A 23441-nucleotide genomic window follows, 5' to 3' on the forward strand; every position below is an offset into this window, starting at 1 on the left:
CTTAAAAAAAGAGTAACAACCATACGTTTGAAATCCGCGTTTTCTATTTCCATACCTTACCTACAAACCAGTAGCATTGAAATTTATTTAAAAGATATTCGTGTTTCTGACTCCTCTTTTATGGTTACTGTAGCTTAATATAAAAAGTTAATTACTTAAAAACTGATAAGTTATACAACAAACTTATTAGGCTTTTTTTATTATTAAGACTTTTCCATTAGGCATCAAATATCACTTCCACTAGGCACTAAATGTCTTTTCCATTAGGTACGAAAAGGCATTTCCATTATACATATCAAGTTTAATAGTGCTTTATAAACTGAGCTATTATTAAGCAGATTACTTCGTCCTATCCTCCTTAACTCCTTTTGAGTGAGATTCCTCTCTGCCGTTCGGAATGACTGCCTGCTATTAGTTTGCGTCATTTCGACCAGAGGAAGAAACCGTAAGGTTCAGCGTAGCTAAATCTTAAGAATGTTTGTTACTCTTTATGTTGAGATTCCTCCTCGTACCTCGTTCGGAATGACTGCTTGCTGTTAGTTTGTGTCATTTCGACCAGCGGGAGAAATCTTTTACGTTTGGAATTCCAAGTATTGTATCGAAAAGTCTTCGAATAGTTCTCGATAGCTCTGCTGAGCGTAGCCAAAGTACAATTTTCACTTCGTTATCACTCAATAAAAATTACTCGAACTGACAGTGATTACAATAAAGAATAAGAGTAACTCTTTTAAGTTAGATTCCTCACTACCGTTCGGAATGACGGTTTACTGATTGTTAACGTCATTTCAACCAGGAGGGAGAAACCGTAAGGTTCAGCGTAACTAAATCTTAAGAGCATTTGTTACTCTTTATATTGAGATTCCTCTCTATCGCTCGGAATGAAATTAGTTTTAAATGAGTCCGAAGTCTTTGGTGATAGCTATAAGCTGTGTAGGGTTATTGGCATTAAAATTTTCTTTTAATAGCTTTAAGCGTTTTTCTACTGAACTAACACTACTCGGTTTCATGTCTTTGCTTTTTAACTCTTCGCTAATTTCTTTTTGATCTAAACCTTCCGCTAAATATTTTAGTAAAAACACATCGTAATCTGTAATTTCAAAGGCTTCTTTATCGCGTAGCGCATGTGCTAATTGTGGAGTGATAAAAAACTCACCATTAAACACACTTTGTACTGCTTTTTTTAGCTCTCTTTGTCCGTGGTTAGATTTCCATACATACGCATTTACCTCTAACTCATTACATAGTTGCTGAATTCGATAAGGTTTGTCTTCTACAGAAAATACTATCGTTTTTAAACTAGGTTGTAATTTTTTTGCTTCGGCTATAAGTGCTTCTCCAGATTCTAATCGTTGCGGATTTATGTTGTCTTTAAACGATAAATCACTCACTAATAAATCGAAAGGTTCTTGGTCTAACCATGCTTTTTTTAGCTTTAAAAAAGCCTCGTCGCAATATTGTGCATATTCAACATTAGGAATTTGCATGTTTTCTAAGGCTACTTTTATTCCGCTTGACATAAAATCAGCATCTTCTGCTATCAATACTTTTTTGAACATAACTACTTTTTAAATTGAAACTTTGCTTGAAATCCTTTTTCTTGCTTTGATTCAAAAGTAATAAACCCTCCTACTGATTTAATACGGATTTCCATATTTTGCAAACCATTTTTTTCAGAGAGGTTTTCTACACCAATTCCGTTGTCTTGATATGCTACTGATAGTTTGTTTTTTTCTTCTGAAAAAGTTATGAGTACCAACGTTGCTTCGCTGTACTTTTTCATGTTTACCAAGAGCTCTTGTAAGGCTCTATACACAACTATTTGTTTTTCTTTGGCTAACTGGTTTATGTTTACTTCTTGCAATCCTTTATGGATTACTTTACAACGATCGTTCGTAAAGTCTAAAAACAGTTGCTTTAAGAAATTCTCAAAGTGTTCACCTGTGAGCACAGGACTATTTTCGTGAGATATATCTCTGGTTTGTGCATATATCTTCTCTACTCTCGTGAGCAACCTTTCATCTGTTATTGATGTATTTTGTAATGTACTCATTACCGCGTATACATCGTTTGCCAATTCATCGTGTATTTTTTTAGCTAAGCGGGTTTCTGTGTTGTAGACTTCTATAGCTTTTTCTTTTTTATTTTTTTCTCTTTTATAAAAGAAATAGACTATTGAGGATAGAATGGTAAGAATTACTGCAAAAATCCAGAGTTGTTTTTGCGATTTTTCTTGTTCTAAACTAAGGTTTGATTCAGCCAAATTAGCTTTTACTTTAAGTTTTTCTCTTCTTTCTTCTTGAAAATTATAAATGTACGCTATAAATTGAATCTTTAAATTTTCTCTAGCTTTTTGAATGCTATCACTTAAATTAATTCTTTCGAGAAATAAAGCTTCTTTTTTATTTTTTTCTAATTTAATTCTTTTATCTAAGGCTTCTATTCTATCACCTGGTTTATCTAACTTAAGTGCTAATTCATACATTTTATTAGCATTATCAATAGCTTTATTAATTTTCTTATTACTGTAATAATAATCTGATAGATAATAATAATTCGCTATTAAAGCTACACTATCGTTTAATTCTTTTTTAAGTTTTTGAGCTAAGTAAAAGTCTTGATTATTAATTGTTAAACCTGCTTTAAACTTTGCGTAAGCATTATTATCAATTATTTTTGCTTTTAAATCTAAAGGAATACTATCAAAATATTTATTTGACTTAATTTTTTCATAATAACTTAATGATTTCTTATAATCTCCTAATTTTCTGTAGTTAATCGAAATATTATTATAATATCTAATCTTATTTACATTATCTCGAGTTGATCTAATAGCTTTTTCATACCAATTATTAGAGTGCTCGTATTTTCTTTGCTCATAATTATTAATACCTAAACAATTATAAATTGACGGTAGTAAATACGAATTCATTGGTTTTAAGTAATTAAGGGCTTCTATACATGTTTTATCACTCTTATAGTATAATTTCTTTTTTGATTCAATTTTAGCAATACTAAATAATCTTTCCCCTATTTTAATACTATCACTTTCTTTTAAATACTCCTCTTTAGACTTGACAAAATATTTATATGCTTCATCAATTTTATTTATTCTTTTATAGTTAATTCCTAACCTATAGAATAATATACCTAATTGTTTATTAGATATTTCTGTTTATTAGATATTTCTTTTGAGTTTTTGAAAAACTTATTTATGTAATATATTGAACTATCTGGTCGCCCTAGTTTATTATAACTATATGCTATATTTCTTACAACAACGAAGTCATCCAAATTTCCTTTTTTTGATAAATAATAACCTAACCTTTCTCTATAAGTAAACTTCTTTACTATATCTTCCTCTTTAAAACCTTCATTATCCTTTACATTTTTTTCATAACATGATAACAAGGTTATAAAAATTACACATATAAGAATTAAAATTTTATCTTTTTTCATAGCCCTAATTTATAAATAAAAAAAGGAGTAATTTACAAATTACTCCTTCGTTTTGTTAAACTGATTTAATTTCTGTTAACTACCTCCATTATTTGGATCTTCTTCTGGATCTGGATCCTGATCAGTCTCCCCACCTGTATCACTTGTTGTTGTCTCTGTAGAGTCTGTTTGTGTTACTACAGTCGTTGAGTTTGTATTTATAGTATATAATCCGTTTGTTACTAAAAATGTAATAATTAATAAAACCTTGTTCATTTTGTTACTTTTAAAAATTGATAATATTTATCCTGTCCAAGCACTTTGCTTAGCTACAGTTACACCGAGTTTAGGTGTAGAATTTTTAAAAGAGTCGCGCGCCTCTTTCGCGGGAAGTAGAGATGAACATCGGTATTATTAAGTAGCTTCCCCCTAAGAAATTCTACCGATATTTCATCTTTTAATTAGAACCAATCAATTTGTTTTCTTTTTTATTTCTCGATCAGTGCCACTGCAAAGATTCTGAAAATCTAAGTTTTACCATTTATCAAAACTTGATCAATCGGTTTTTGTCTAGTTTATGGATAACCGTAATCAATTTTTGTACAACAGCTTTACTTTTGACCGCAACTTGTCTAATAATTGATTAACCATGATTGAAAAACTAATTGTTGATTTTTTTAAAAAGATTGAGACAGATGAAGGAATTGATAGTCGAAATGGAAAAGCTGTGTTTTTCGTAGAAGAACTACTAGAAAGAAGACATGATATATTTAATTATGTGAGTGTACAAACAATTAGTAGATTGCATAAAAAGTATGTAGAAAAAGAAGAAAATATCCCCGTTGGAGTTCCCGATCTTTTTGTAAAAGATGTAATGGCTGAATATTTGGGGTTTGAGGACTTTGAAAACTATAAGGAAAATATTAGTTTAGATCCTCTTAAGCCTTTTTCAATAAGTGAAGAAAATAACTTAACTAAGAGAAAAGAGGAAGAAAAAAACAAGTTAGGGGGTTCAACTACTTTCTTAAAAAACAAAGCACCTATTTTAATTGGTGTCATTCTTTTAGTTTCTGTATTTATTATTTATAAAGATATTTTATTTGAAAAAAGTAACTGTATCGTTTGGGAAAAAGACCATTATACAAAAGCCCCTTGTTATTATCTTAATTCAATAGATAATACAACCTACCATATAGATATTGAACGCTTTAAAAAAGTAACACTTACCAAGGATATGGAGTTTTTTACAAACGGTAAGGAGAATTTTTGGTATGGAAGTAATACAAAAGGAGAAAGAGAGTTTTTTACAGCTAGAGGCATTCACCCTGAAACATTGAAAGAGTTAAACCCCATAACAAGAACTATTCTGAAAGATGAAGGCTTGTTAAATGAATAAAAAAACGCTGTTGAATTGAATTCAACAGCGTTTTTATTTAAATATTCTATTTTGAGTTCCCGATGTTATAGATCATCATCCTCCTCTATAGGGTCTTCTTCACCTCCAGTGTCAATACTTTCATCTCTTCCACTTTTTATGGGTACTTCATCTTCTTCATCAGGATCTTGATCTTCCTCTCCTCCCGTGTAAATGCTTTCTTTTGTACCTTTTATTAATACTTCATCATCCTCTTCATCAGGATCATGATCATTTTCTCCTCCTGTACTTTGATGTCCTTGGATAATTGAAATTTCGTTTTCTTCATCAGGGTCTTTTGGCGGATCTTGATCTTCCTCTCCTCCTGTATTTTGAATTTCTAATTTTTCTTGAATATTATCTTCGGATACGTCTGTACAAGATGTGAAAACTCCACTTGCTAATAAAAGTGCTACTGATAAAATTACTTTTCTCATATAAATAAATTTTTCCGCTAATATAAAAAGAAGACCTTACTATAGAATAAAAAATAATCTTAATAGAGTTTTCAATAACACTAAGATTCTGATTAAAAAATTAGCTTGACTCTTATTTTTAATTATATTAACTTAGTATACAATTACTTACCCTCAAAACCTACAACTACTAATGGAGTCCAGAAACCATTCAAAAACGGGGTAAATCCGAAAAACCAAACGAGTAGGAATTAAATTTAATGTCATGCCTAAATATGTTATTGAACGAGAGCTCGCAGGAGCTAGCGACTTAACCCCTGAGCAATTGAAAGAAATTTCACAAACTTCTTGTGATGTTTTGGGTGAAATAGGACCTAAAATACAGTGGGTTCATAGCTATGTAACCGAAGATAAAATATACTGTATTTATAATGCTCCGAATGAATCAAAGATTCGTGAACATGCCGAAAAAGGTGGATTTCCTTTAAATAAAATTAGTAAAGTTTCAACCATTATTGATCCTGTTACTGCGGAGTAATTAAAACAATTTATACAGTTTTTATTTCACTAAACCATTAACAAAAGACCTCGTAAATCACGAGGTCTTTATATTTTTACTTAGCTTAACTTTTTTCTAAAGAGCTTCTAAGTTTAACATCTATACACAACTATCTCTAAAACAGTCTTTTTTAATATCTTTTGTACTTTTACATTTAATTACTATTTGATATATCAAATATATTTTTATTTTTGCTTGATATATCAAATAAAATGAATTTCAATACACCTACAACTACTGTTCTCTACTCTATTGAGGAAACTATAAAAGCTTATCGTAAGATCAGTCAACATAATATTACCCAAATTGTTCCTGATATTACTGTAGACCAGGCTCTAATTTTGTTGATACTTGAAAGTAATGATAAAACTCAAACAGAAATTGCCAATTTAGTTTTTAAAGACTACGCATCTATGACACGTATTGTGAAATTGATGATAAACAAAGATTATCTGATTAAAACAACAGATAGTCTAGACAAACGAAAAGCTAAACTAGAAATAACTAAAAAAGGAAAAGAGATTATAAAAAAACTAAAGCCTGTAATACAAAAAAATAGAGAAACTGCCTTAAATACTGTTTCAGATGAAGAACTGGAGCAACTATACAAAACTTTAAAAAAAATAACTAAAAATTGTAATTCTTAAAATGAAGAGATTAACCTATTTACTTGTACTTATAATCACTTTTTCTTGTACAAAGGAGAAATCCACTCCTATTAAAAATCAAAAGATAAATCAAATTTCTAATTACTTAGACTCTTTAGATGGGTTTAGTGGTACTGTTTTAATTGCTAAAAATGATAGTGTTTTATTCAAGAAAGCTTATGGATATGCTCATTTAGGGCATAAAATTAAAAATAATACAGAAACTAAATTTTCGTACGCTTCAATAGCTAAATCTTTTACAGCCGTTGCTATATTTCAATTAATTCAAGAAGGAAAATTATCATTACAAGATAATATCGGTAAGTTTCTTCCTAACTATCAGAATAAAGAAGCTAAAGACTCTGTTACTATAGAGTTATTACTGAAACATAGAAGTGGATTACCTAACTATTTTCATTCCGAAAAGTTCTTGAATACCTCAAAGGATAAGTATAGAACTACGGAACAACTTTCACATCTGTATGAAAATGAGCCTTTAGAATTTAAACCTAACCAACAATTTGCATATAGAAACACTAACTACATTGTACTAGGCAGAATTATAGAAGCCATTACAAAGTTGCCTTATAATAAATACATACAAGAGCATATATTCTCTATATCGGGTATGCAAAACACAGGTAATTTTGATATTGATCATACTATTGAAAATGCTTCAGAAAACTATACTCTTTCAAACAGTTACCCTAACCAATTACAAAAAACAATATTTATGGGAGGCGTTAAGGGTACTGCAGCAGGAGGTGGATATACAAATGTAGATGACTTATATAATTTTACAGTAGCTTTTAAAAAAAATAAACTTTTAAACAAAACCTATACCGACCTTATGAAAAAGGAACCAAAAAATGATTGGTACGGATACGGAATGCAGTTTGCAGGAGCTAAGGGTTCAGGAATTTATGGTCATAGTGGTGGACATTTCGGTACTGGTGCTGAATGGCGAGTTTTTGAAAAACAAAATTACATCGTAATACTTTTAACTAATAAAGATCTAGATCAAGGCTTTTTTGATGCTCGTTTTTTTATAGAAAAAACAATCTCTGGTACAACACCAAAACTAGACAACTACTTTTTTACTAAAAAGATAATTAAAACTTGTTTGAATAACGGTATTGAAGAAGCTAAAACAGAAATTAAAAACTCAAAATTCAAACTTTCTGAAATAGACTTGAATGCCAAAGGTTATGAAATGATAAAAAGAGATTTTTATAAAAAAGCTATTGATTTATTCATACTTGAAACATTCTCCTTTCCTGAGTCTTATGATGCATATGATTCTTTAGGAGAGGCTTATATGAAAAATGGTCAAATAAAAAAAGCTATCAAAAATTATCAAAAAAGCCTCAAGCTTAATCCTGATAATACAAATGCTGTAGAGAAGCTAAAAGAATTAAAATCTATTTAATTGTAATTAAATGAAATACTACACTATTCTACTCATACTAATTACACCATTAGCTTTTGCTCAACAAGAGACAACATTAAAAAGTTACATGGATGCCCAAGAAAGTATTAATCATTTTTCAGGAACAGTATTAGTAACTAAAAATGACTCCATCTTATTAAAAAAAGCGTATGGAACTGCTGATTATGAGTGGAAAATTCCAAATACAATTGACACTAAATTTAGTTTAGCTTCAATATCAAAACAATTTACAGCTGTTGCTATCATGCAGTTAATAGAAAAAGGAAAAATATCACTCGAAGATAAACTTATTAAATATTACCCAAATTTTCCAAAAGGAGAACAAATCACTATTAAAATGATGTTAACCCATAATGCTGGGTTCCAAATGGATTATGACGAATTATATCTTGCTAAAACATCATTAGATAAAGATTCAGTCACAAACTATATTATGCAAAAACCTTTGTTGTTTAAACCAGGTTCAAGCACAGCATATAGCAATATTGGGTATTATTTACTTGCACGTATTATTGAAAAAGTTTCTAATCAATCATATACAACATATCTTAAAGTAAATCTATTTGATAAAGCTGAAATGTACAATACAGGTGTAAGCACCAATGATTCAATCGTTTTAAAATCTGCTAAAACCTATTATAAAAAAGACAATACGCTCATAAAAAACCCTTACATAAACTGGAATTTTAATATTGGGCACGATGGAGTCTACTCTACCATAGATGATTTATACCTATGGAACAAAGCACTATTTGACAGTACTATTTTATTAAATAAAGTCTCTAAAAAGAAGATGTTTACTTCATATAATGACCAAAATTTTGGACTTGGTTTAATGATAAACCCTTTTTATAATCAGAATCATGAATTAATAGCCCACGATGGAGGATTTTATGGAGCCATGACTTCGTTTAATAAATTTACCAATAATAATATATTTATTACCGTATTATCTAACAATCAATCCCCTTCATATTTAATAGCTTACGGACTAGCTGCAATTCTTTTCAAAAAGTCTGTTGAGCTTCCGTACAAACATCAACTAGTAAAAATAAACCCTATACTATATAACGAGTATACTGGAAAATATGAAAGCGTTACAATTCTTAAAAGGAATAAAAAACTATACTACTCTAATTATGATACTGAATTATTACCTGAATCTGATGTCAAGTTTTTTATTACTAAAAAAAATAAGACTATTGAATTTATTAAAAACAAAAAAGGTAAAGTCACCAAAATTATAGTTAGAAAAGCTGGAGTCGCTGAAATTAAAAAGAAAACTAGTTAATTAAATAGTACTCTACCCAAGTCATAAATATTATTTTAAAGAGTCGTTTTAGCTCTTTAAGAATATGGATAAAAAATATAAGCCCTAAAAATGAAAAAAATAACTTATTCCCTTTTACTTATAATCATACTTTCTTGTACAAATAAAAAACTTACATCTATTAAAGATCCTAATGTAAATAAAATTACTAATTACTTAGACTCTTTAGATGGATTTAGTGGAGCAGTTTTAATTGCTAAAAATGACAGCATCTTATTCAAGAAAGCTTATGGATATGCACATTTAGGACATAAAGTTAAAAATAGAACAGATACAAAATTCAATCAAGGTTCTATTGGTAAGTCATTTACTGCTATAGCCATATTACAGTTAATACAAAAAGGTAAATTATCATTACAAGACAATATTGGAAAATTTCTTCCAAATTACCCTAATAAAACTGTTAGAGATTCTGTAACAATAGCTCACCTTTTAACACATACAAGTGGACTGCCACATTTTTTTGCCAGAGAATCCTTTATCAGAGGATCCAAAGATTTATTTAGATTTACAAATGACTTTAGTTCTCTTTATGAAAATGAACCAATGGAGTCCAAACCTGGTAAAATATTTTCTTACCGAAACACTAATTATCTGATACTAGGAAAAATAATTGAAGTTGTATCTGGTACAAATTATAATAATTATTTAGAAAGCAATATTTATTCGATTGCTTCGATGAAAAATACAGGAAACTATGACTTAGATCATCCTATTGACAATGCCGCAGAGGGTTATACAACTTCTGAAGTCCACCCGAATAAGCTTAAAATAAATATTCATACGTATCCTGTAAGAGGCGGTGCTCATGGAGGCGGATATACCACCTTAGATGATTTGTATAAATTTTCCCAAGCTATACAGAACTATAAACTACTTAATAAAGAATACACTAAACTATTCACTACTCCTTTAAAGAAAGACAGTTACTATGGTTATGGAATGCAATTTCCTACCCCAAAAGAAGGTACTATATATGGACATACTGGAGGACATTATGGTGTAGGTAACGAATGGCGTGTTTATAAACAAAAAGGGTACTCAGTTATAATTCTAACAAACAAAGACGCTGATAAAGGTTTTTTAGATGCTCGCTACTTTATTCAAAAAACTATTTCTGGAAACACTTCAAAACTAAACAATTACTTTTTTACCAAAGAAGTCATAAAAACCTGTTTAAATGAAGACATTGAACAAGCAAAAGCTTTAATCCGAAAATCAAAATTTAAAATTTCAGAAATTGACTTAAATACGAAAGGTTACGAAATGATAAAAAAAGGTTTTTATAAAAAAGCAATCGACTTATTTACACTTGAAATACTATCTCATCCTGAATCATACAATGCATACGATTCTTTAGGAGAAGCCTACATGAAAGACGGACAGATAAAAAAAGCTATCAAAAATTATCAAAAGAGTTTAGAAATAAACCCTGAGAACTTAAATGGAAAGGAGAAGTTACGCGAATTATTGGCTATAAATAATTAGCACTAACAAAAACTCCGCTTTTCAGCGGAGTTTTTATTATTCTTCTTCATCATTAAATGAAGTATTCTTCTTTGTTTTTTTACTTCCTTCGTAAAGTTCGTATTTTACAAAACGACAATCTAAATCGGCATTCTTAAGCGGAATTCTTTTCGACGTTCGTAAACCTACATGCTTTAAAGCTTGAATATCCGATGTAATTAACCACGCTGTTGAATTTGGATAGTTATTCTTTAAAGTATCTCCTATTTTTGTATAAAATTCTTCTACATCAATATTTAAACGTTCTCCATATGGCGGATTAAATAAAATTGTTGTTTTACCAAACACCTCTTTCTTGGAGTTAAAAAAGTTTACATGGTGCACACCTATAAACTCTTCTAAATTTGCATTGATAATATTCTGTTGTGCTTTTCTAACTGCTGACGGAGCCTTATCAAAGCCCATAATTTTAAAATGTGAACTTCGTATTTTTTTCAACAATGAGTCTTGAATAACAAAGTATAACTCTTCATCATAATCCTTCCAGTTTTCAAATGCAAAATGCTTACGATTAATGTTTGCAGGAATTTGATTCGCAATCATTGCTGCTTCAATTAAAATAGTTCCTGAACCACACATCGGGTCAATAAAATTCTCCTCTCCTTTATATCCAGAAAGCAACACTAATCCTGCTGCTAACACCTCATTAATTGGTGCAATATTAGTTGCACTACGATATCCACGTTTGTGTAATGAATCACCTGATGAATCTAACGAAATGGTTAACCATTCTTTATGAATGTGAATATGAACTTTTACATCTGGATACTTTAAATCTACATTCGGACGTTTTTTATACTTGTGCATAAAATAATCTGCAATTGCATCCTTCGATTTTAAACTAATGTAATGTGAATTGGTCGTGAAATTATTAGAATTTACTACAGAACCAATTGCAAACGTTCCATCAACATCTAAAAAACGTTCCCATTTTACACGCTGAATTGCTTCGTATAAATCTTCTTCATCAAAAATTTTACTACGTTTTATTGGTTTTAAAATACGAATAGCAGTACGTAAAGCAATGTTTGCTTTGTACATAAATCCTTTATCACCCTTAAAAGTAACACTTCGTATTCCTTCTTTCACTTCCATTGCTCCTAGTTGACGTAACTCGTCAGCTAAAACTCCTTCTAAACCTGCCATCGTTACGGCAGTCATTTTAAAATCTTTTTCCATGTAACTGTAAAATTTCATTGCAAAAGTACAGCTAATTTTGGGTTGTTGTGAATCTTTTCTACTTTGAATATAAAAAACGTAAGTTTTGCGTATTTTTGCAGACCTTTATAGTTATGAATACAACAACAGATTGGTTTACTTCTTGGTTTAACACACCATACTATCATATTTTATACAAGCATAGAAACGATGCCGATGCGCAGTTTTTTATGCGAAATATTACTTCTTTTTTACAACTACCTAAATTGAGTCGTATTGCTGATTTACCTTGTGGTAAAGGGCGTCATGCAGTGTACTTAAACTCCTTAGGTTATAATGTTGTAGGAGGTGATTTAAGCGAAAATAGTATTGAACATGCTAAACAGTTTGAAAATGATACGCTTCATTTTGAGGTTTGGGACATGCGAAAGCCTATTGAAAGTAAATACGATGCTGTGTTTAATCTCTTTACTAGTTTTGGGTATTTTGAAGATGATAACGAAGATATTGCTGTTTTAAGAAGTATAAAAAACGGGTTAAAAGAAAACGGAGTGTTTGTCTTAGACTTTTTAAATGTTGAAAAAGTAAGAAACACTTTAGTAAAAGAGGAAATAAAAACTATTGATAGTATTGAATTCAATATTAAAAAAGAAATTAAAGACGGATTTATCTTAAAGCATATTTCTTTTACTGCTGAAGGAAAATCACACTCGTACACTGAGCGTGTAAAGTTTTTAACTTTAGATAAACTACAATCGTATTTTGATAGTGTTGGCCTACAGGTAACACATGTTTTTGGCGATTACAACCTTAATGATTTTAATTCACAATCTTCTGACCGTTTAATTATTGTTGCAAAATGAGTTACTTATTGCTAATTGTTTCTGTTTTAGTAGGTGTTTTATTTGTATTTACACTAAAACCTAGTAACACCTTCGTTCGCTTATTATTAGCCTTTAGTGGTGCTTATTTACTTTCGGTAACCATTTTACATTTATTGCCAGAAGTATATCACCATACCGATAACACAAATTTAGTTGGTATCTTAATTTTAGTAGGAATCATTATTCAATCAGTATTGGAATCTTTTTCTAAAGGTGCTGAACACGGACATATCCATTTACATTCTGACTCTTCAGAATTTCCTTGGTTACTATTTATTAGTTTATGTATCCATGCTTTTTCAGAAGGATTGCCAATTCATCACGCAGATGATAATTTGTTATGGGCAATAATCGTACATAAAATTCCGATTGCTATTGTTTTAACTACCTTTTTATTGCATGCAAAGTATTCGAAAAAAGCAGTATTTTTCTTTTTAACAGTATTTGCATTAATGAGTCCTTTAGGTATTTTAGTATCTAACAAAGTCCCTTTAATAGAACAATATCATACAGAAATTACAGCCTTAATAGTTGGTGTGTTTTTACACATTTCAACCATTATTCTTTTTGAAAGTACTGAAAACCACAAATTCAACTACAAAAAATTTGCAGCTATTATTTTAGGAGTGTTATTAACTATCTTCTCTATGCACCAACCCCATTGAGAAGGCAGGTAAACACACCGCTAAATACTCACAAGGCTCGGTAAATGGGTTGGAATATTGAATACGTGTATTTTTTTCAATTTTAATAGATTGTCCAGCTTCTAATACTACAATTTCACCATCAATATTGAATTGCTTTTTCCCTTTAATTATGTAGGTATATTCTTCAAATTCTGGTTTTTGAAAAGGTTCACTCCAACCTGGAGGAGCTATCATATGTGCAATACTTACTTTTGAGTTTCCATCAGTAGCATTTCCAAAATGTTCTTCAATTAATTTTCCGTCGGTAGTTGGTACTACAAACGGACTTTTTTGAATGGTATATTTTTTACTCATATTATTTTACTTATTTCTTTCGAATTTTTAAGCTTATAATTTGTTTTACGAACTTAATTAAAATAGACGAAAAATTATTCCAATATTAAAAAAACAAAAAAGAGCACCCAAAAAAATGGATGCTCAATCTTTTCCATGTACAGTTACTAGCCCCCCGGCGGTATACTGTACACTTCGGTTAGTGATTATTGATCACAAACTTAATAAAATTATTTTATTATCAAACTACAATTATTATAAATAGAAATCCTTCACTTAAAAACGTAATTCTTAGAAAAAAAAAGACTTCCAAAAAGCTATCAAATAAAACTATGCTTTATAAATTTTTCTTTTATATATCAGGATATAGATCACTGATATCAAGGCATTAGGCAAATAAAAAGACTTTTTTATGATGTCTCTTTTATTTATCCTTTTCAGCTTTCCAAATTGGTGTAAGGCTCCTTTTAGCATTTTTAAACTTATCTGGCATGTTTTTAAAAGGAGTAACAACAAAAGTAAAGCTATTATCTGCCCTAAACCTCCAATAATTTCCTTTTAACGCTCCATCTTCTGTTTCAACATTCCAATCAGGAATGTTTATTAAAGAGAACTCTTTTGTTTCATGGTTAAAATCTAACGCAAAATCTTTTAGATCTTTTTCCGAAGGATAATTCAATATAATTTTTGCGTTCAAATTACTGTCATCTGTAACATAAAAAGTACATGATTTTGATGGGTATCCTTCTATTTCTTTCCTCCAGTTTCTTGCTATCACTTTTTTTAGTTCTGAGCTAACCTGTAAACTATCTCCTTCTTTCACTATAAGTGCAAATATATTTTCTTGAACAATGGTCACTGTTTGCTCTTTTGGGTTTACCGTAACGGTTGTTTTCTCCGCTCCTATTCTACTGTTTTCTCCAAAGAAAACTCCCAATACAAAAAATACTATTTTTATTACTTCCATCTTTTAAAATTACGTAGCTATTATTAATTAAAAAGCCGAAACATCTGTTTCGGCTTCGAATATTTTAGTTAAACCAAATGGTAAATGATTTAATTTTGGCTAAATCTGGAATTTGCTCTTTGGTTACTTTTTGAGTACTAAATTCTTTTAAACCTAAATCTTCATTATCAATCGTTATTGTTGCGTTTAAATCATCAATAAATAATGTAGCTGATGAAAACGATGATTCAACTTTACTTACTTTAGTATTTGCGTTAATTTCTTGAAAAGTAGATTTTATATTGATTCCTGATTTTGTTTTAAAACGATCGTCAAAAACCTCAATACTTTTAATTGTTGATATAGAATCTAATTGTTCTTTTGGAGTAATGGTTAATAAATGCTTCCCTCCTTTTTCATATACTAAATACTTATCATCTTCTTGAAAAAGATTATTTCCTTTAGCCCCTTCACTTAGTACTTTAACTACTGAGTCTTGCTTAAATACGTTTTCAATCTCGTTAACAGTTGTTTTAGTAGTTAATTTACCTACTTTTCCTTTAGCAATTTCAAATTTACTATTACCACATTGGATAAATAATACTGATATTACTGCGATAACTAAAGGTTTCATTAATGTTCTCATTGGTCTTCTTTTATATTTAAAACGTCTATTTCTTCTATTTGTTATTTTAGTACTTTTTTCAAAATCCCAAAAGCTGCTCTAATAAAAGTAGCACTCGTTAATACTTTTACTACTGGGTTCATACGAGTACTTCTACTACCTGTTGAAGATTTTCTTCTCGTTCTTTCATCTTCCTCTTTACGAGCTTCTTTGGTTTTCTCTTCATTTATTTTTTCAATCTTCTCATTCAGCATTTCGTATGCACTCTCTCTGTCTACCTCATCGTTGTATTTCGGAATTAATCTCGAATTGTCTAAAACTTGCTTAATTTCCTTCTCTGTTAATACGTCCATTTTACTCATTGGTGCACGTAACATTGTTCTCGCTAACGGAGTTGGAATTCCTTTTTCATTTAAAACAGAAATCAATGCCTCTCCTATCCCTAACTGTGTTAATACTTCTTTAGTATCGTAATATTCAGAATCTGGATAATTTTCTGCGGCTAATTTAATTGCTTTTCTATCTTTTGCCGTAAATGCACGTAAAGCATGTTGAACTTTCATTCCTAACTGAGCCAATACATCTTCTGGAACATCTTTTGGATTTTGTGTAACGAAATACAATCCTATTCCTTTTGAACGGATTAACTTTACGATACTTTCAATCTGACTTAACAACGCTTTTGAAGCTTCATCAAATACTAAATGAGCTTCATCTATAAAAATTATCAATTCTGGTCTACCGCTATCTCCTTGCTCTGGGAAAGTTTCATATACCTCAGCTAGTAATTGTAACATAAAGGTTGAAAACAGTTTTGGTTTATCTTGAATATCTGTTAAACGTAGTACAGAAATAACTCCACGTCCGTTTTCATCTATTCGAGTTAAATCGTCAACATCAAACGATTTTTCTCCGAAGAATAAATCACCTCCTTGTTGCTCAATTTCAATAATTTTTCTAAGAATTGCTCCTGTACTTGCGGTAGAGATTCGTCCATACTCTTTTTTAATTTCTTCCTTTCCTTCATTGGTAATATATTGAAGAATTTTCTTGAAATCTTTTAAGTCTAATAATGGTAATTGATTATCATCACAATATTTAAAAATAATCGCTACAATTCCTGATTGTGTTTCAGTCAAATCTAATATACGCGATAATAATACAGGCCCAAATTCAGAAACGGTAGCACGCAAACGCACTCCATTTTGTTCTGAAATTGATAAGATTTCTATTGGAAATTTTGTTGGAGTAAATGGTATTCCGATTTTTTCATGACGTTCATCAATCTTTGCATGTCCAGGACTTGGTTGTGCCAATCCACTTAAGTCTCCTTTTACATCCATCAATAATACAGGAATTCCTTTTTCTGACATGTTCTCCGCCAGTACTTGTAAGGTTTTTGTTTTTCCTGTTCCTGTTGCTCCAGCTATTAATCCATGACGATTTAATGTTTTTAAAGGAATATTTACATGGGCATTAGTTACTGTTTCTTCTCCTAACATTCCTGCTCCTAGTGTAATAAACTCTCCTTTTGGTGTATAGCCTTCTTTGATGTAATTGAAAAACTCTTCGGTTTTACTCATTATTTATGACCTTTTTTGTGATAAAAACACGTAAAAGTAACAAAAATCATTCATTAATTTTTAATGTTGCCTATCTTTGCACCCTTATGTTGAAAAAAGAAGTACAAGAGTTAATTAATACAGGAGAAATGCTTCCGTTAATGGAAGAGTTTTATACGATTCAGGGAGAAGGAGCACACACTGGTACTGCTGCTTATTTTATTCGTATTGGTGGTTGCGATGTTGGTTGCCATTGGTGTGATGTAAAAGAAAGCTGGGATGCTAATTTACATCCACCTACAAAAACGGATATCATTATTGAAAATGCAAAGAAATATGCCGAAACTGTAGTTATTACAGGTGGAGAGCCTTTAATGTGGAGTTTAGATTATATTACTGGTCAACTTCAAGAAAAAGGTATTAAAACACATATTGAAACTTCTGGAGCGTATGATTTTTCAGGGGTTTGGGATTGGTTTTGCTTATCTCCTAAAAAGAACAAATTACCTTTGGAACGTGCTTACCAAGAAGCTGATGAATTGAAAATGATTATTCATAATAAAAATGATTTTCAGTTTGCTGAGGAACAGGCTGCTAAAGTTGGTAAAAAGTGTAAGTTGTTTTTACAACCTGAATGGAGTAAAAAGGAAAAAATGACTCCGCAAATTATTGATTATGTGATGGAACATCCACAATGGAAAATTTCCTTACAAACTCATAAATATTTAAATATACCGTAAACAAAAAAGCAACCTAATTAGGTTGCTTTTTTAGTATTCACTTGGTTCTATATGAATTAAAACATGTCCTAAATCTGGGAGTTTTTCTCTTAAGTAGTCTTTTAATTTATGTGCAATATCGTGTCCTTTTTTTACTGTAATTGTACTATCTACAATGGCATGTAAATCTACATGATACTTCATTCCTGCTTTACGAACAAAGCATTTTTCTGTCCCTAAAACACCTACTACTTCCATAGACTTTTCTCTTATTTCATCTATCAAATCATCGTATACATGTTCATCCATTATCTCTCCCAGCGCTGGTCTAAAAATTAAATAACTATTGTATAAAATAAAAAATGAGGCTAATAAAGCTGCCCAATCATCTGCTGTCTCATAGCCTTCTTTAAAAATAAGCGCTATTGAAATTCCTATAAAAGCCATTACTGAGGTAATCGCATCACTTCTATGGTGCCACGCATCTGCTTTTAAGGAAGAGCTATTGGTTTCCTTACTTTTTCTTATTACTATTTGAAAAGATACTTCTTTCCAAATTATAATTGCTCCTAAAACGAGCAAAGTCCAAGGTTTTGGTACTTTATGAGGTGTTTGAATATTCTGTATACTTTCATACGCTATAATTGTAGCTGAAGTTACCAAAAAGGCTACCACGACAAAAGTAATTAAAGGTTCTATTTTTCCATGTCCATACGGGTGATTCTTATCTGCGGGTCTTTTCGCATATTTTAATCCTAACAACACTAAAATAGAAGAAAAAATATCGGTAGTAGATTCAATTGCATCTGCTATTAATGCGTATGAGTTTCCAAAAATACCTGCTAATCCTTTAATAATTGCTAAACTAGTATTACTTAGAATACTAAAGTAGGTGGTTTTTATAGCTAACTCTTCTTTACTCATTGAATTATGATATTACAATCTCTTTTTATGAGGTATCACGAAGGTACTTGAAAAGTATTGAATAAAAAAGACTCGCCAGTTAGCGAGTCTTTTGGATAGTTAATAAAAACTACCTCTTTAACAACAATTAATAATTAATAACGAATGAAAAAAATTAGTTCCAGCCTCCTCCTAAGGCTTTATATACTTTTACGTTTGCCAACAATTGATCTCTTTTAGTTTCTATAATTTCAATTTTAGATTCTAATGCTTCTCTTTGCGTTAACAACACTTCTGTATATTCAGCCCTTGCCGATTTAAACAGACGAATTGAAAGGTCTATAGATTCGTTTAACGCTTCTACTTGTTGCTTTTTTAAATCATAACTGTTTTTTAAGTTATCAATTTTCGAAAGCTCGTTCGCTACTTCTAAATACGCATTTAAAATAGCTCTTTCGTATTCGTAAACAGCTTGTAATTGTTTATTGTTGGCTGTTTTATAGGCTGCTTTTATAGCGTTTCTATTGATTAAAGGTCCTACAATATCTCCTGCTAAAGAATACACTAACGATTCTGGTGTTGATGTTAAAAACTTAGGTTTAAATGCTTGTAACCCCACTCCTGCTTTTATACCGATTGATGGATAAAAATTAGCTCGTGCTATTTTAGTATTTAACTTGGCTGCTGCTAATTCGTATTCAGCTCTCCTTAAGTCGGGTCTGTTTTGTAACAGTTGTGAAGGGATTCCTGCTTTAATTCCTTCTATGGACTTATCAATAAAATTATCTGAATTTCTTTCTATAGGCTGCGGATACCTTCCTACTAAAAAATTAATTTTATTTTCAGTCTCTACTATCTCTTGTTTAAGCTCATACAAATGACTCTGATTTTTAAGCACACTTGCTTCAAACCTACGTACTGCTAATTCGGTAGTTCTTGCTGCTTGCTTTTGAAGCTTTACCATTTGTAATGCATTTTTTTGAATTTCTAAGTTCTGTGAAACCATTGACAACTCATTATCTAACGCTAACAACTCATAATATGAATTTGCAATTTCTGAAACTAAATTAGTCACCATGAAGTTTTTTCCTTCAACTGAAGCAAAGTATTCAAGTACTGCAGCTTTCTTTTCATTACGTAATTTCTTCCAAACATCTAATTCCCATGAAGCAGAAAGTCCTATGGAAAAATCAGTTAATGGTTCTGGGAATTTTTCACCTTCTCTAATATGTAAGTTCTCTTCTACTGCTCCATTTCTTGTATACTTTCCAACTTTCTCTACTTCAGCACCAGCATACATATTTACAAACGGTAAATACTCTCCTTTCTTTGCTTTGATGTTATTTTTTGAAATAGCTACCTGTTGTAACATTATGTTCAACTCTTGGTTCTTTGATAAAGCTGTATCTATCAGAGAAATCAAATGTGAATCTGAAAAAAAGTTACGCCATTCAATATTGGCTGTATTTAACGAATCTACAGGTTCGTTATTAAAACTCTCTGGTACCGCTTTATTTTCCTCTTTTAATACTTGATTTGGTATACAAGAACACAAAAACAAGAGCATAAGCACACTTAAAAAGTGTGCTTTTTTTACTATAAATAAACTTCTTTGTTTAGTTTTCATTATTATCTCTTTTAATTATTTTCTTTAGAAGTTTTTTAAGCTCTGCTATTTTAGCTTTTGTTTTACTTCCTTCAACTTCATTTATTCTTATAAACTCTTCAGAAACTGGTTCGTTAGCTTCGTCTTTAATTAGACTTCTTCCATCACTCATTTTAGCAAATATGTAATAGAGACCTGGTATAATTAAAACTCCGAAGATTGTTCCTATTAACATTCCTCCTAAAGCTGATCCTCCAATAGTTCTATTACCAATGGCTCCTGCTCCATGCGCTATAACTAACGGTATTAATCCTGCTATAAAAGCAAATGACGTCATTAAAATTGGTCTAAATCGTTCTTTAGCTCCTTCAATAGCTGCTTCAAAAATTGTAGCTCCTTGACTTCGTTTTAGTACCGCAAATTCTACAATTAACACCGCATTTTTTCCTAAGAGACCAACCAACATAATAATCCCTATTTGTGCATATACATCATTTGCTAAGCCCATTAATTTTAATAGTGTAAATGAACCATACACTCCTACTGGAAGCGATAAAATTACAGCTAATGGTAGTATAAAACTTTCGTACTGCGCTGCTAATACAAAATATACAAAGGCTAAAACAATAATGAATATATATACTGATTCATTACCTCTTCTTGCTTCATCATAGGTAAGTCCTTCCCAAGCTACATCATAACCTCTTGGTAATTCTTTTGCTGCTACTTCTTTAATTGCGTTAATAGCATCTCCACTTGTGTATCCTAGTGCTGGTAACCCTCTAATAGCTGCTGAATTATATAAATTGTATCGTGTTATCTCATTAGGCCCCAGTTTTTTCTCTAAACTCATAAAAGCTGAATAAGGCACCATTTCTCCCTCTTCATTTTTAACATATAGCTTTTCTAAATCTGAAGGGATTCTTCTGTATTCTGGCGCTGCTTGTGTATATACTTTAAAGAATCTACCAAAACGAATAAAACCTTGTTCATAGGTACTACCTATTAAAATGTTTAGGTTTTCCATGGCTTTACCAATGGTCACTCCTTTTTGCATCGCTTTTTTATTGTCGATTTTTAATTCGTACTGCGGATAGTTTGCAGAGTAAAAAGTAAATAACCCAGTAAGCTCTTTTCGTTTTGATAACGATTCCATAAACTTATTATTAATACGTTCAAACTCGTGGTAGTCTGTTGAGTTTGTTTTATCTAATAAACGCATTGAGAATCCTCCTGAAGATCCAAAACCTGGTACTGCTGGTGGTTCAAAATATTCTATAACCGCTCCTAAGTCTTTGGTTTCTTCTTCTAGTTCTTCCATGATTTCGTGAACTGAATGATGACGTTCTGACCATGGTTTCAAGTTAATTAAACAAGTTCCTGCGTTTGACCCTCTACCCTCGGTCATAATTTCATATCCTGCTAAAGATGAAACTGACTCTACTCCCTCAGTTTCTTCACAAATTTGTTGTAGTTTTCTTGCTACTTCGTTTGTACGTTCTAAGGTAGCACCTGGTGGTGTTTGAATGATTGCGTAAATCATTCCTTGGTCTTCACTAGGAATAAAACCTGCTGGTAATGTTTTATTGGTAATAAATATTCCTGCACAGAAAGCTAGTAATACTCCAAAGGTTAACATTCTTCGTGCTACGATTCTGTTTAACACTTTTACATATCTTCCTGTAAGCTTTTCAAATCCTTTGTTAAACCAATCAATAAATTTATCTACTATTGATTTTTTTCTTTCTTTTCCGTGGTTGTTCTTCAACATCATTGCACACAATACTGGTGTTAATGTTAATGCTACCACTGCTGAAATAATGATAGATCCCGCCATTGTTATAGAGAACTGTCTGTAGAAAACTCCTACCGGCCCTGTCATAAATGAAATTGGCACAAATACAGAAACCATAACCAATGTAATTGCTAAAATAGCACCACCTATTTCTCCTAATGCTGCTTTAGATGCTTGATAAGGTGTTAGATGTTCTTTCTCCATTTTTAAATGGACTGCTTCTACAACTACAATAGCATCATCTACTACAATACCAATCGCTAACACTAATGCAAACAGGGTAATTAAGTTTATTGAAAGTCCAAAAAGCTGCATTATAAAGAAAGCTCCGATTAAGGATACTGGTACTGCTATAATTGGAATTAAGGTCGATCGTAAATCTCCCAAGAATAGGAATACCACAATTGCTACTAAAATAAAGGCATCTCTAAGTGTATGTATTACTTGTTCTATAGAGGCGTCTAAGAAGTTAGAAACGTCATAACTAATTTTAAAATCAATACCAGGAGGTAAATCTTCTTTTAATTCTTTTAGTTTTTCTTTTACCGATGCTATTACATCACTACCATTACTTCCAAAAGTTTGTTTTAAAACGATTGATGCTGATGGGTGTCCATCTAAATTTGAGTAAATATCGAAGAATTCACTCCCTAATTTTACTTCGGCAACATCTTTTAATTTTAAAATTTCTCCTTCTTTATTTGCTCGAATTATAATGTTTTTATACTGATCTGGTTCGTTATACCTGTTTTGATAGGTAAGTACGTATTCTAGTGATTGAGATTTTATTCCTGAACTTCTTCCCAGTCTTCCGGGTCTTGCCAAAATACTTTGGTCTTCCATCGCTTCTAAAATTTCTTCCGCAGAAATATTATAGGCTCTCATTCGGTCTGGTTTTAACCAAACTCTCATCGCATATTTTCTACTTCCTAAAATTTTAGCACTGGCAATACCGTTAATACGTTGAATCTCGGGTATCATTTTGGTGTACGCATAGTTGTATAGGAACTTTTCGTCATTATGTTTTTCTTTACTAAAAAGGTTCACATACATTAACATACTTGGTTGTACTGGGGTTATAATTACTCCTTCTCGCTGTACTAATTCAGGTAATAAAGGCATTACTTGATCTACCCTTGTTTTTACCCTAACTACCGCTTGGTTGGGATCTGTACCTGGTTCAAAAATTACACGTAAGGTTCCTTCTCCTGCACTTGTAGCATCAGAAGCGATATAACGCATTCCTTGTACTCCATTGATGGCTGTTTCTAGAGGAATTAGTGTTGAGTTTACCAATACATCTGCACTTGAACCTGGGTATGCTATAAATATGTTTACCGTGGTTGGTGCAATTTGTGGAAACTGTGATATTGGGAGTTGTTTTATTGATAACAACCCCGTAAAAACAACTATTATCGAAATAACAATTGCTAGTACTGGTCTTTTTATAAATTGACTAAACATGTTTTGTTGAATTTTAGTTTT

General features: G+C 31.1%; 22 protein-coding genes. 9 read left to right on the plus strand and 13 right to left on the minus strand.

The features are described from left to right. Positions 1–890: 890 nt before the first annotated feature. The 4 genes from ACQYZ7_RS13615 to ACQYZ7_RS13630 form a co-directional block, all read right to left on the minus strand. On the minus strand, positions 891–1556 hold the full coding sequence (locus tag ACQYZ7_RS13615; RefSeq protein ID WP_430730273.1) for a response regulator: 666 nt from the start codon (positions 1554–1556) through the stop codon (positions 891–893). A gap of 2 nt (positions 1557–1558) precedes the next feature. Next, positions 1559–2929, minus strand: a complete 1371-nt coding sequence (locus tag ACQYZ7_RS13620; protein ID WP_430730274.1) for a sensor histidine kinase — start codon at positions 2927–2929, stop codon at positions 1559–1561. Positions 2930–3147: 218 nt separating this feature from the next. Continuing rightward, positions 3148–3456 (minus strand): hypothetical protein, encoded by a 309-nt coding sequence (locus tag ACQYZ7_RS13625; protein WP_430730275.1) that lies wholly within the window; start codon positions 3454–3456, stop codon positions 3148–3150. A 75-nt stretch (positions 3457–3531) separates the two neighbouring features. Then, positions 3532–3711, minus strand: a complete 180-nt coding sequence (locus tag ACQYZ7_RS13630; protein WP_430730276.1) for a hypothetical protein — start codon at positions 3709–3711, stop codon at positions 3532–3534. Between the two features lie 373 nt (positions 3712–4084). Here ACQYZ7_RS13630 and ACQYZ7_RS13635 point away from each other — a divergent pair, with 373 nt between their 5' ends. Beyond that, the gene (locus tag ACQYZ7_RS13635; RefSeq protein WP_430730277.1) at positions 4085–4831 is read left to right on the plus strand and encodes a hypothetical protein; all 747 of its coding nucleotides are present in this window, start codon (positions 4085–4087) and stop codon (positions 4829–4831) included. A 65-nt stretch (positions 4832–4896) separates the two neighbouring features. On the opposite strand, the gene ACQYZ7_RS13640 is transcribed toward ACQYZ7_RS13635, so the two are convergent. Then, positions 4897–5286, minus strand: coding sequence for a hypothetical protein (locus ACQYZ7_RS13640; protein WP_430730278.1), 390 nt, complete (start codon positions 5284–5286; stop codon positions 4897–4899). 244 nt (positions 5287–5530) lie between these two features. On the opposite strand from ACQYZ7_RS13640, the gene ACQYZ7_RS13645 reads away from it, so the two are divergent. The 5 genes from ACQYZ7_RS13645 (at position 5531) to ACQYZ7_RS13665 (ending at position 10739) form a co-directional block, all read left to right on the plus strand. Continuing rightward, a complete protein-coding gene (locus ACQYZ7_RS13645; RefSeq protein ID WP_430730279.1) occupies positions 5531–5803 on the plus strand; it encodes a DUF4242 domain-containing protein in 273 nt (90 codons plus the stop codon). 233 nt (positions 5804–6036) lie between these two features. Continuing rightward, entirely contained in the window at positions 6037–6471 is a 435-nt protein-coding gene (locus ACQYZ7_RS13650) for a MarR family winged helix-turn-helix transcriptional regulator (protein ID WP_430730280.1), read from the plus strand. A 1-nt stretch (position 6472) separates the two neighbouring features. Further along, a complete protein-coding gene (locus tag ACQYZ7_RS13655; protein ID WP_430730281.1) occupies positions 6473–7900 on the plus strand; it encodes a serine hydrolase in 1428 nt (475 codons plus the stop codon). Positions 7901–7910: 10 nt separating this feature from the next. Continuing rightward, positions 7911–9212: a serine hydrolase gene (locus tag ACQYZ7_RS13660; RefSeq protein WP_430730282.1), complete on the plus strand. Its 1302-nt coding sequence runs from the start codon at positions 7911–7913 to the stop codon at positions 9210–9212. A gap of 90 nt (positions 9213–9302) precedes the next feature. Next, on the plus strand, positions 9303–10739 hold the full coding sequence (locus ACQYZ7_RS13665; RefSeq protein WP_430730283.1) for a serine hydrolase: 1437 nt from the start codon (positions 9303–9305) through the stop codon (positions 10737–10739). 36 nt (positions 10740–10775) lie between these two features. Here the strand turns inward: ACQYZ7_RS13665 and ACQYZ7_RS13670 are convergent, their stop codons facing one another. Further along, positions 10776–11957: a THUMP domain-containing class I SAM-dependent RNA methyltransferase gene (locus ACQYZ7_RS13670; protein ID WP_430730284.1), complete on the minus strand. Its 1182-nt coding sequence runs from the start codon at positions 11955–11957 to the stop codon at positions 10776–10778. Positions 11958–12070: 113 nt separating this feature from the next. On the opposite strand from ACQYZ7_RS13670, the gene ACQYZ7_RS13675 reads away from it, so the two are divergent. Continuing rightward, positions 12071–12799: a class I SAM-dependent methyltransferase gene (locus tag ACQYZ7_RS13675; protein WP_430730285.1), complete on the plus strand. Its 729-nt coding sequence runs from the start codon at positions 12071–12073 to the stop codon at positions 12797–12799. Next, entirely contained in the window at positions 12796–13485 is a 690-nt protein-coding gene (locus ACQYZ7_RS13680; RefSeq protein ID WP_320244369.1) for a ZIP family metal transporter, read from the plus strand. The genes ACQYZ7_RS13675 and ACQYZ7_RS13680 overlap by 4 nt, the downstream gene beginning before the upstream one ends. On the opposite strand, the gene ACQYZ7_RS13685 is transcribed toward ACQYZ7_RS13680, so the two are convergent. The 4 genes from ACQYZ7_RS13685 to ACQYZ7_RS13700 all read right to left on the minus strand — a co-directional run bounded on the left by ACQYZ7_RS13685 (position 13453) and on the right by ACQYZ7_RS13700 (position 16954). Then, on the minus strand, positions 13453–13821 hold the full coding sequence (locus ACQYZ7_RS13685; protein WP_121147479.1) for a cupin domain-containing protein: 369 nt from the start codon (positions 13819–13821) through the stop codon (positions 13453–13455). The genes ACQYZ7_RS13680 and ACQYZ7_RS13685 overlap by 33 nt on opposite strands. A gap of 403 nt (positions 13822–14224) precedes the next feature. Further along, positions 14225–14767: a hypothetical protein gene (locus ACQYZ7_RS13690; protein ID WP_430730286.1), complete on the minus strand. Its 543-nt coding sequence runs from the start codon at positions 14765–14767 to the stop codon at positions 14225–14227. Positions 14768–14831: 64 nt separating this feature from the next. Continuing rightward, entirely contained in the window at positions 14832–15392 is a 561-nt protein-coding gene (locus tag ACQYZ7_RS13695; protein WP_430730287.1) for a hypothetical protein, read from the minus strand. Positions 15393–15433: 41 nt separating this feature from the next. Continuing rightward, the gene (locus ACQYZ7_RS13700) at positions 15434–16954 is read right to left on the minus strand and encodes a helicase HerA-like domain-containing protein (RefSeq protein WP_430730288.1); all 1521 of its coding nucleotides are present in this window, start codon (positions 16952–16954) and stop codon (positions 15434–15436) included. 86 nt (positions 16955–17040) lie between these two features. Between ACQYZ7_RS13700 and ACQYZ7_RS13705 the strand changes: the two genes are divergently transcribed. Further along, positions 17041–17673: a 7-carboxy-7-deazaguanine synthase QueE gene (locus ACQYZ7_RS13705; RefSeq protein ID WP_430730289.1), complete on the plus strand. Its 633-nt coding sequence runs from the start codon at positions 17041–17043 to the stop codon at positions 17671–17673. A 30-nt stretch (positions 17674–17703) separates the two neighbouring features. Here the strand turns inward: ACQYZ7_RS13705 and ACQYZ7_RS13710 are convergent, their stop codons facing one another. From ACQYZ7_RS13710 to ACQYZ7_RS13720, 3 genes are all read right to left on the minus strand, one after another. Then, entirely contained in the window at positions 17704–18576 is an 873-nt protein-coding gene (locus ACQYZ7_RS13710; protein WP_430730290.1) for a cation diffusion facilitator family transporter, read from the minus strand. 154 nt (positions 18577–18730) lie between these two features. Next, positions 18731–20182: a TolC family protein gene (locus ACQYZ7_RS13715; protein ID WP_430730291.1), complete on the minus strand. Its 1452-nt coding sequence runs from the start codon at positions 20180–20182 to the stop codon at positions 18731–18733. Continuing rightward, positions 20172–23420 carry an efflux RND transporter permease subunit gene (locus ACQYZ7_RS13720; RefSeq protein WP_430730292.1) on the minus strand — a complete coding sequence of 1083 codons (3249 nt, stop codon included), beginning with the start codon at positions 23418–23420 and terminating at the stop codon, positions 20172–20174. The genes ACQYZ7_RS13715 and ACQYZ7_RS13720 overlap by 11 nt, the downstream gene beginning before the upstream one ends. Positions 23421–23441 lie beyond the last annotated feature (21 nt).

The sequence above is a fragment of the Tenacibaculum sp. SDUM215027 genome (genome assembly GCF_050566205.1).
In the GTDB taxonomy this organism is placed as follows: Bacteria; Bacteroidota; Bacteroidia; order Flavobacteriales; family Flavobacteriaceae; genus Polaribacter.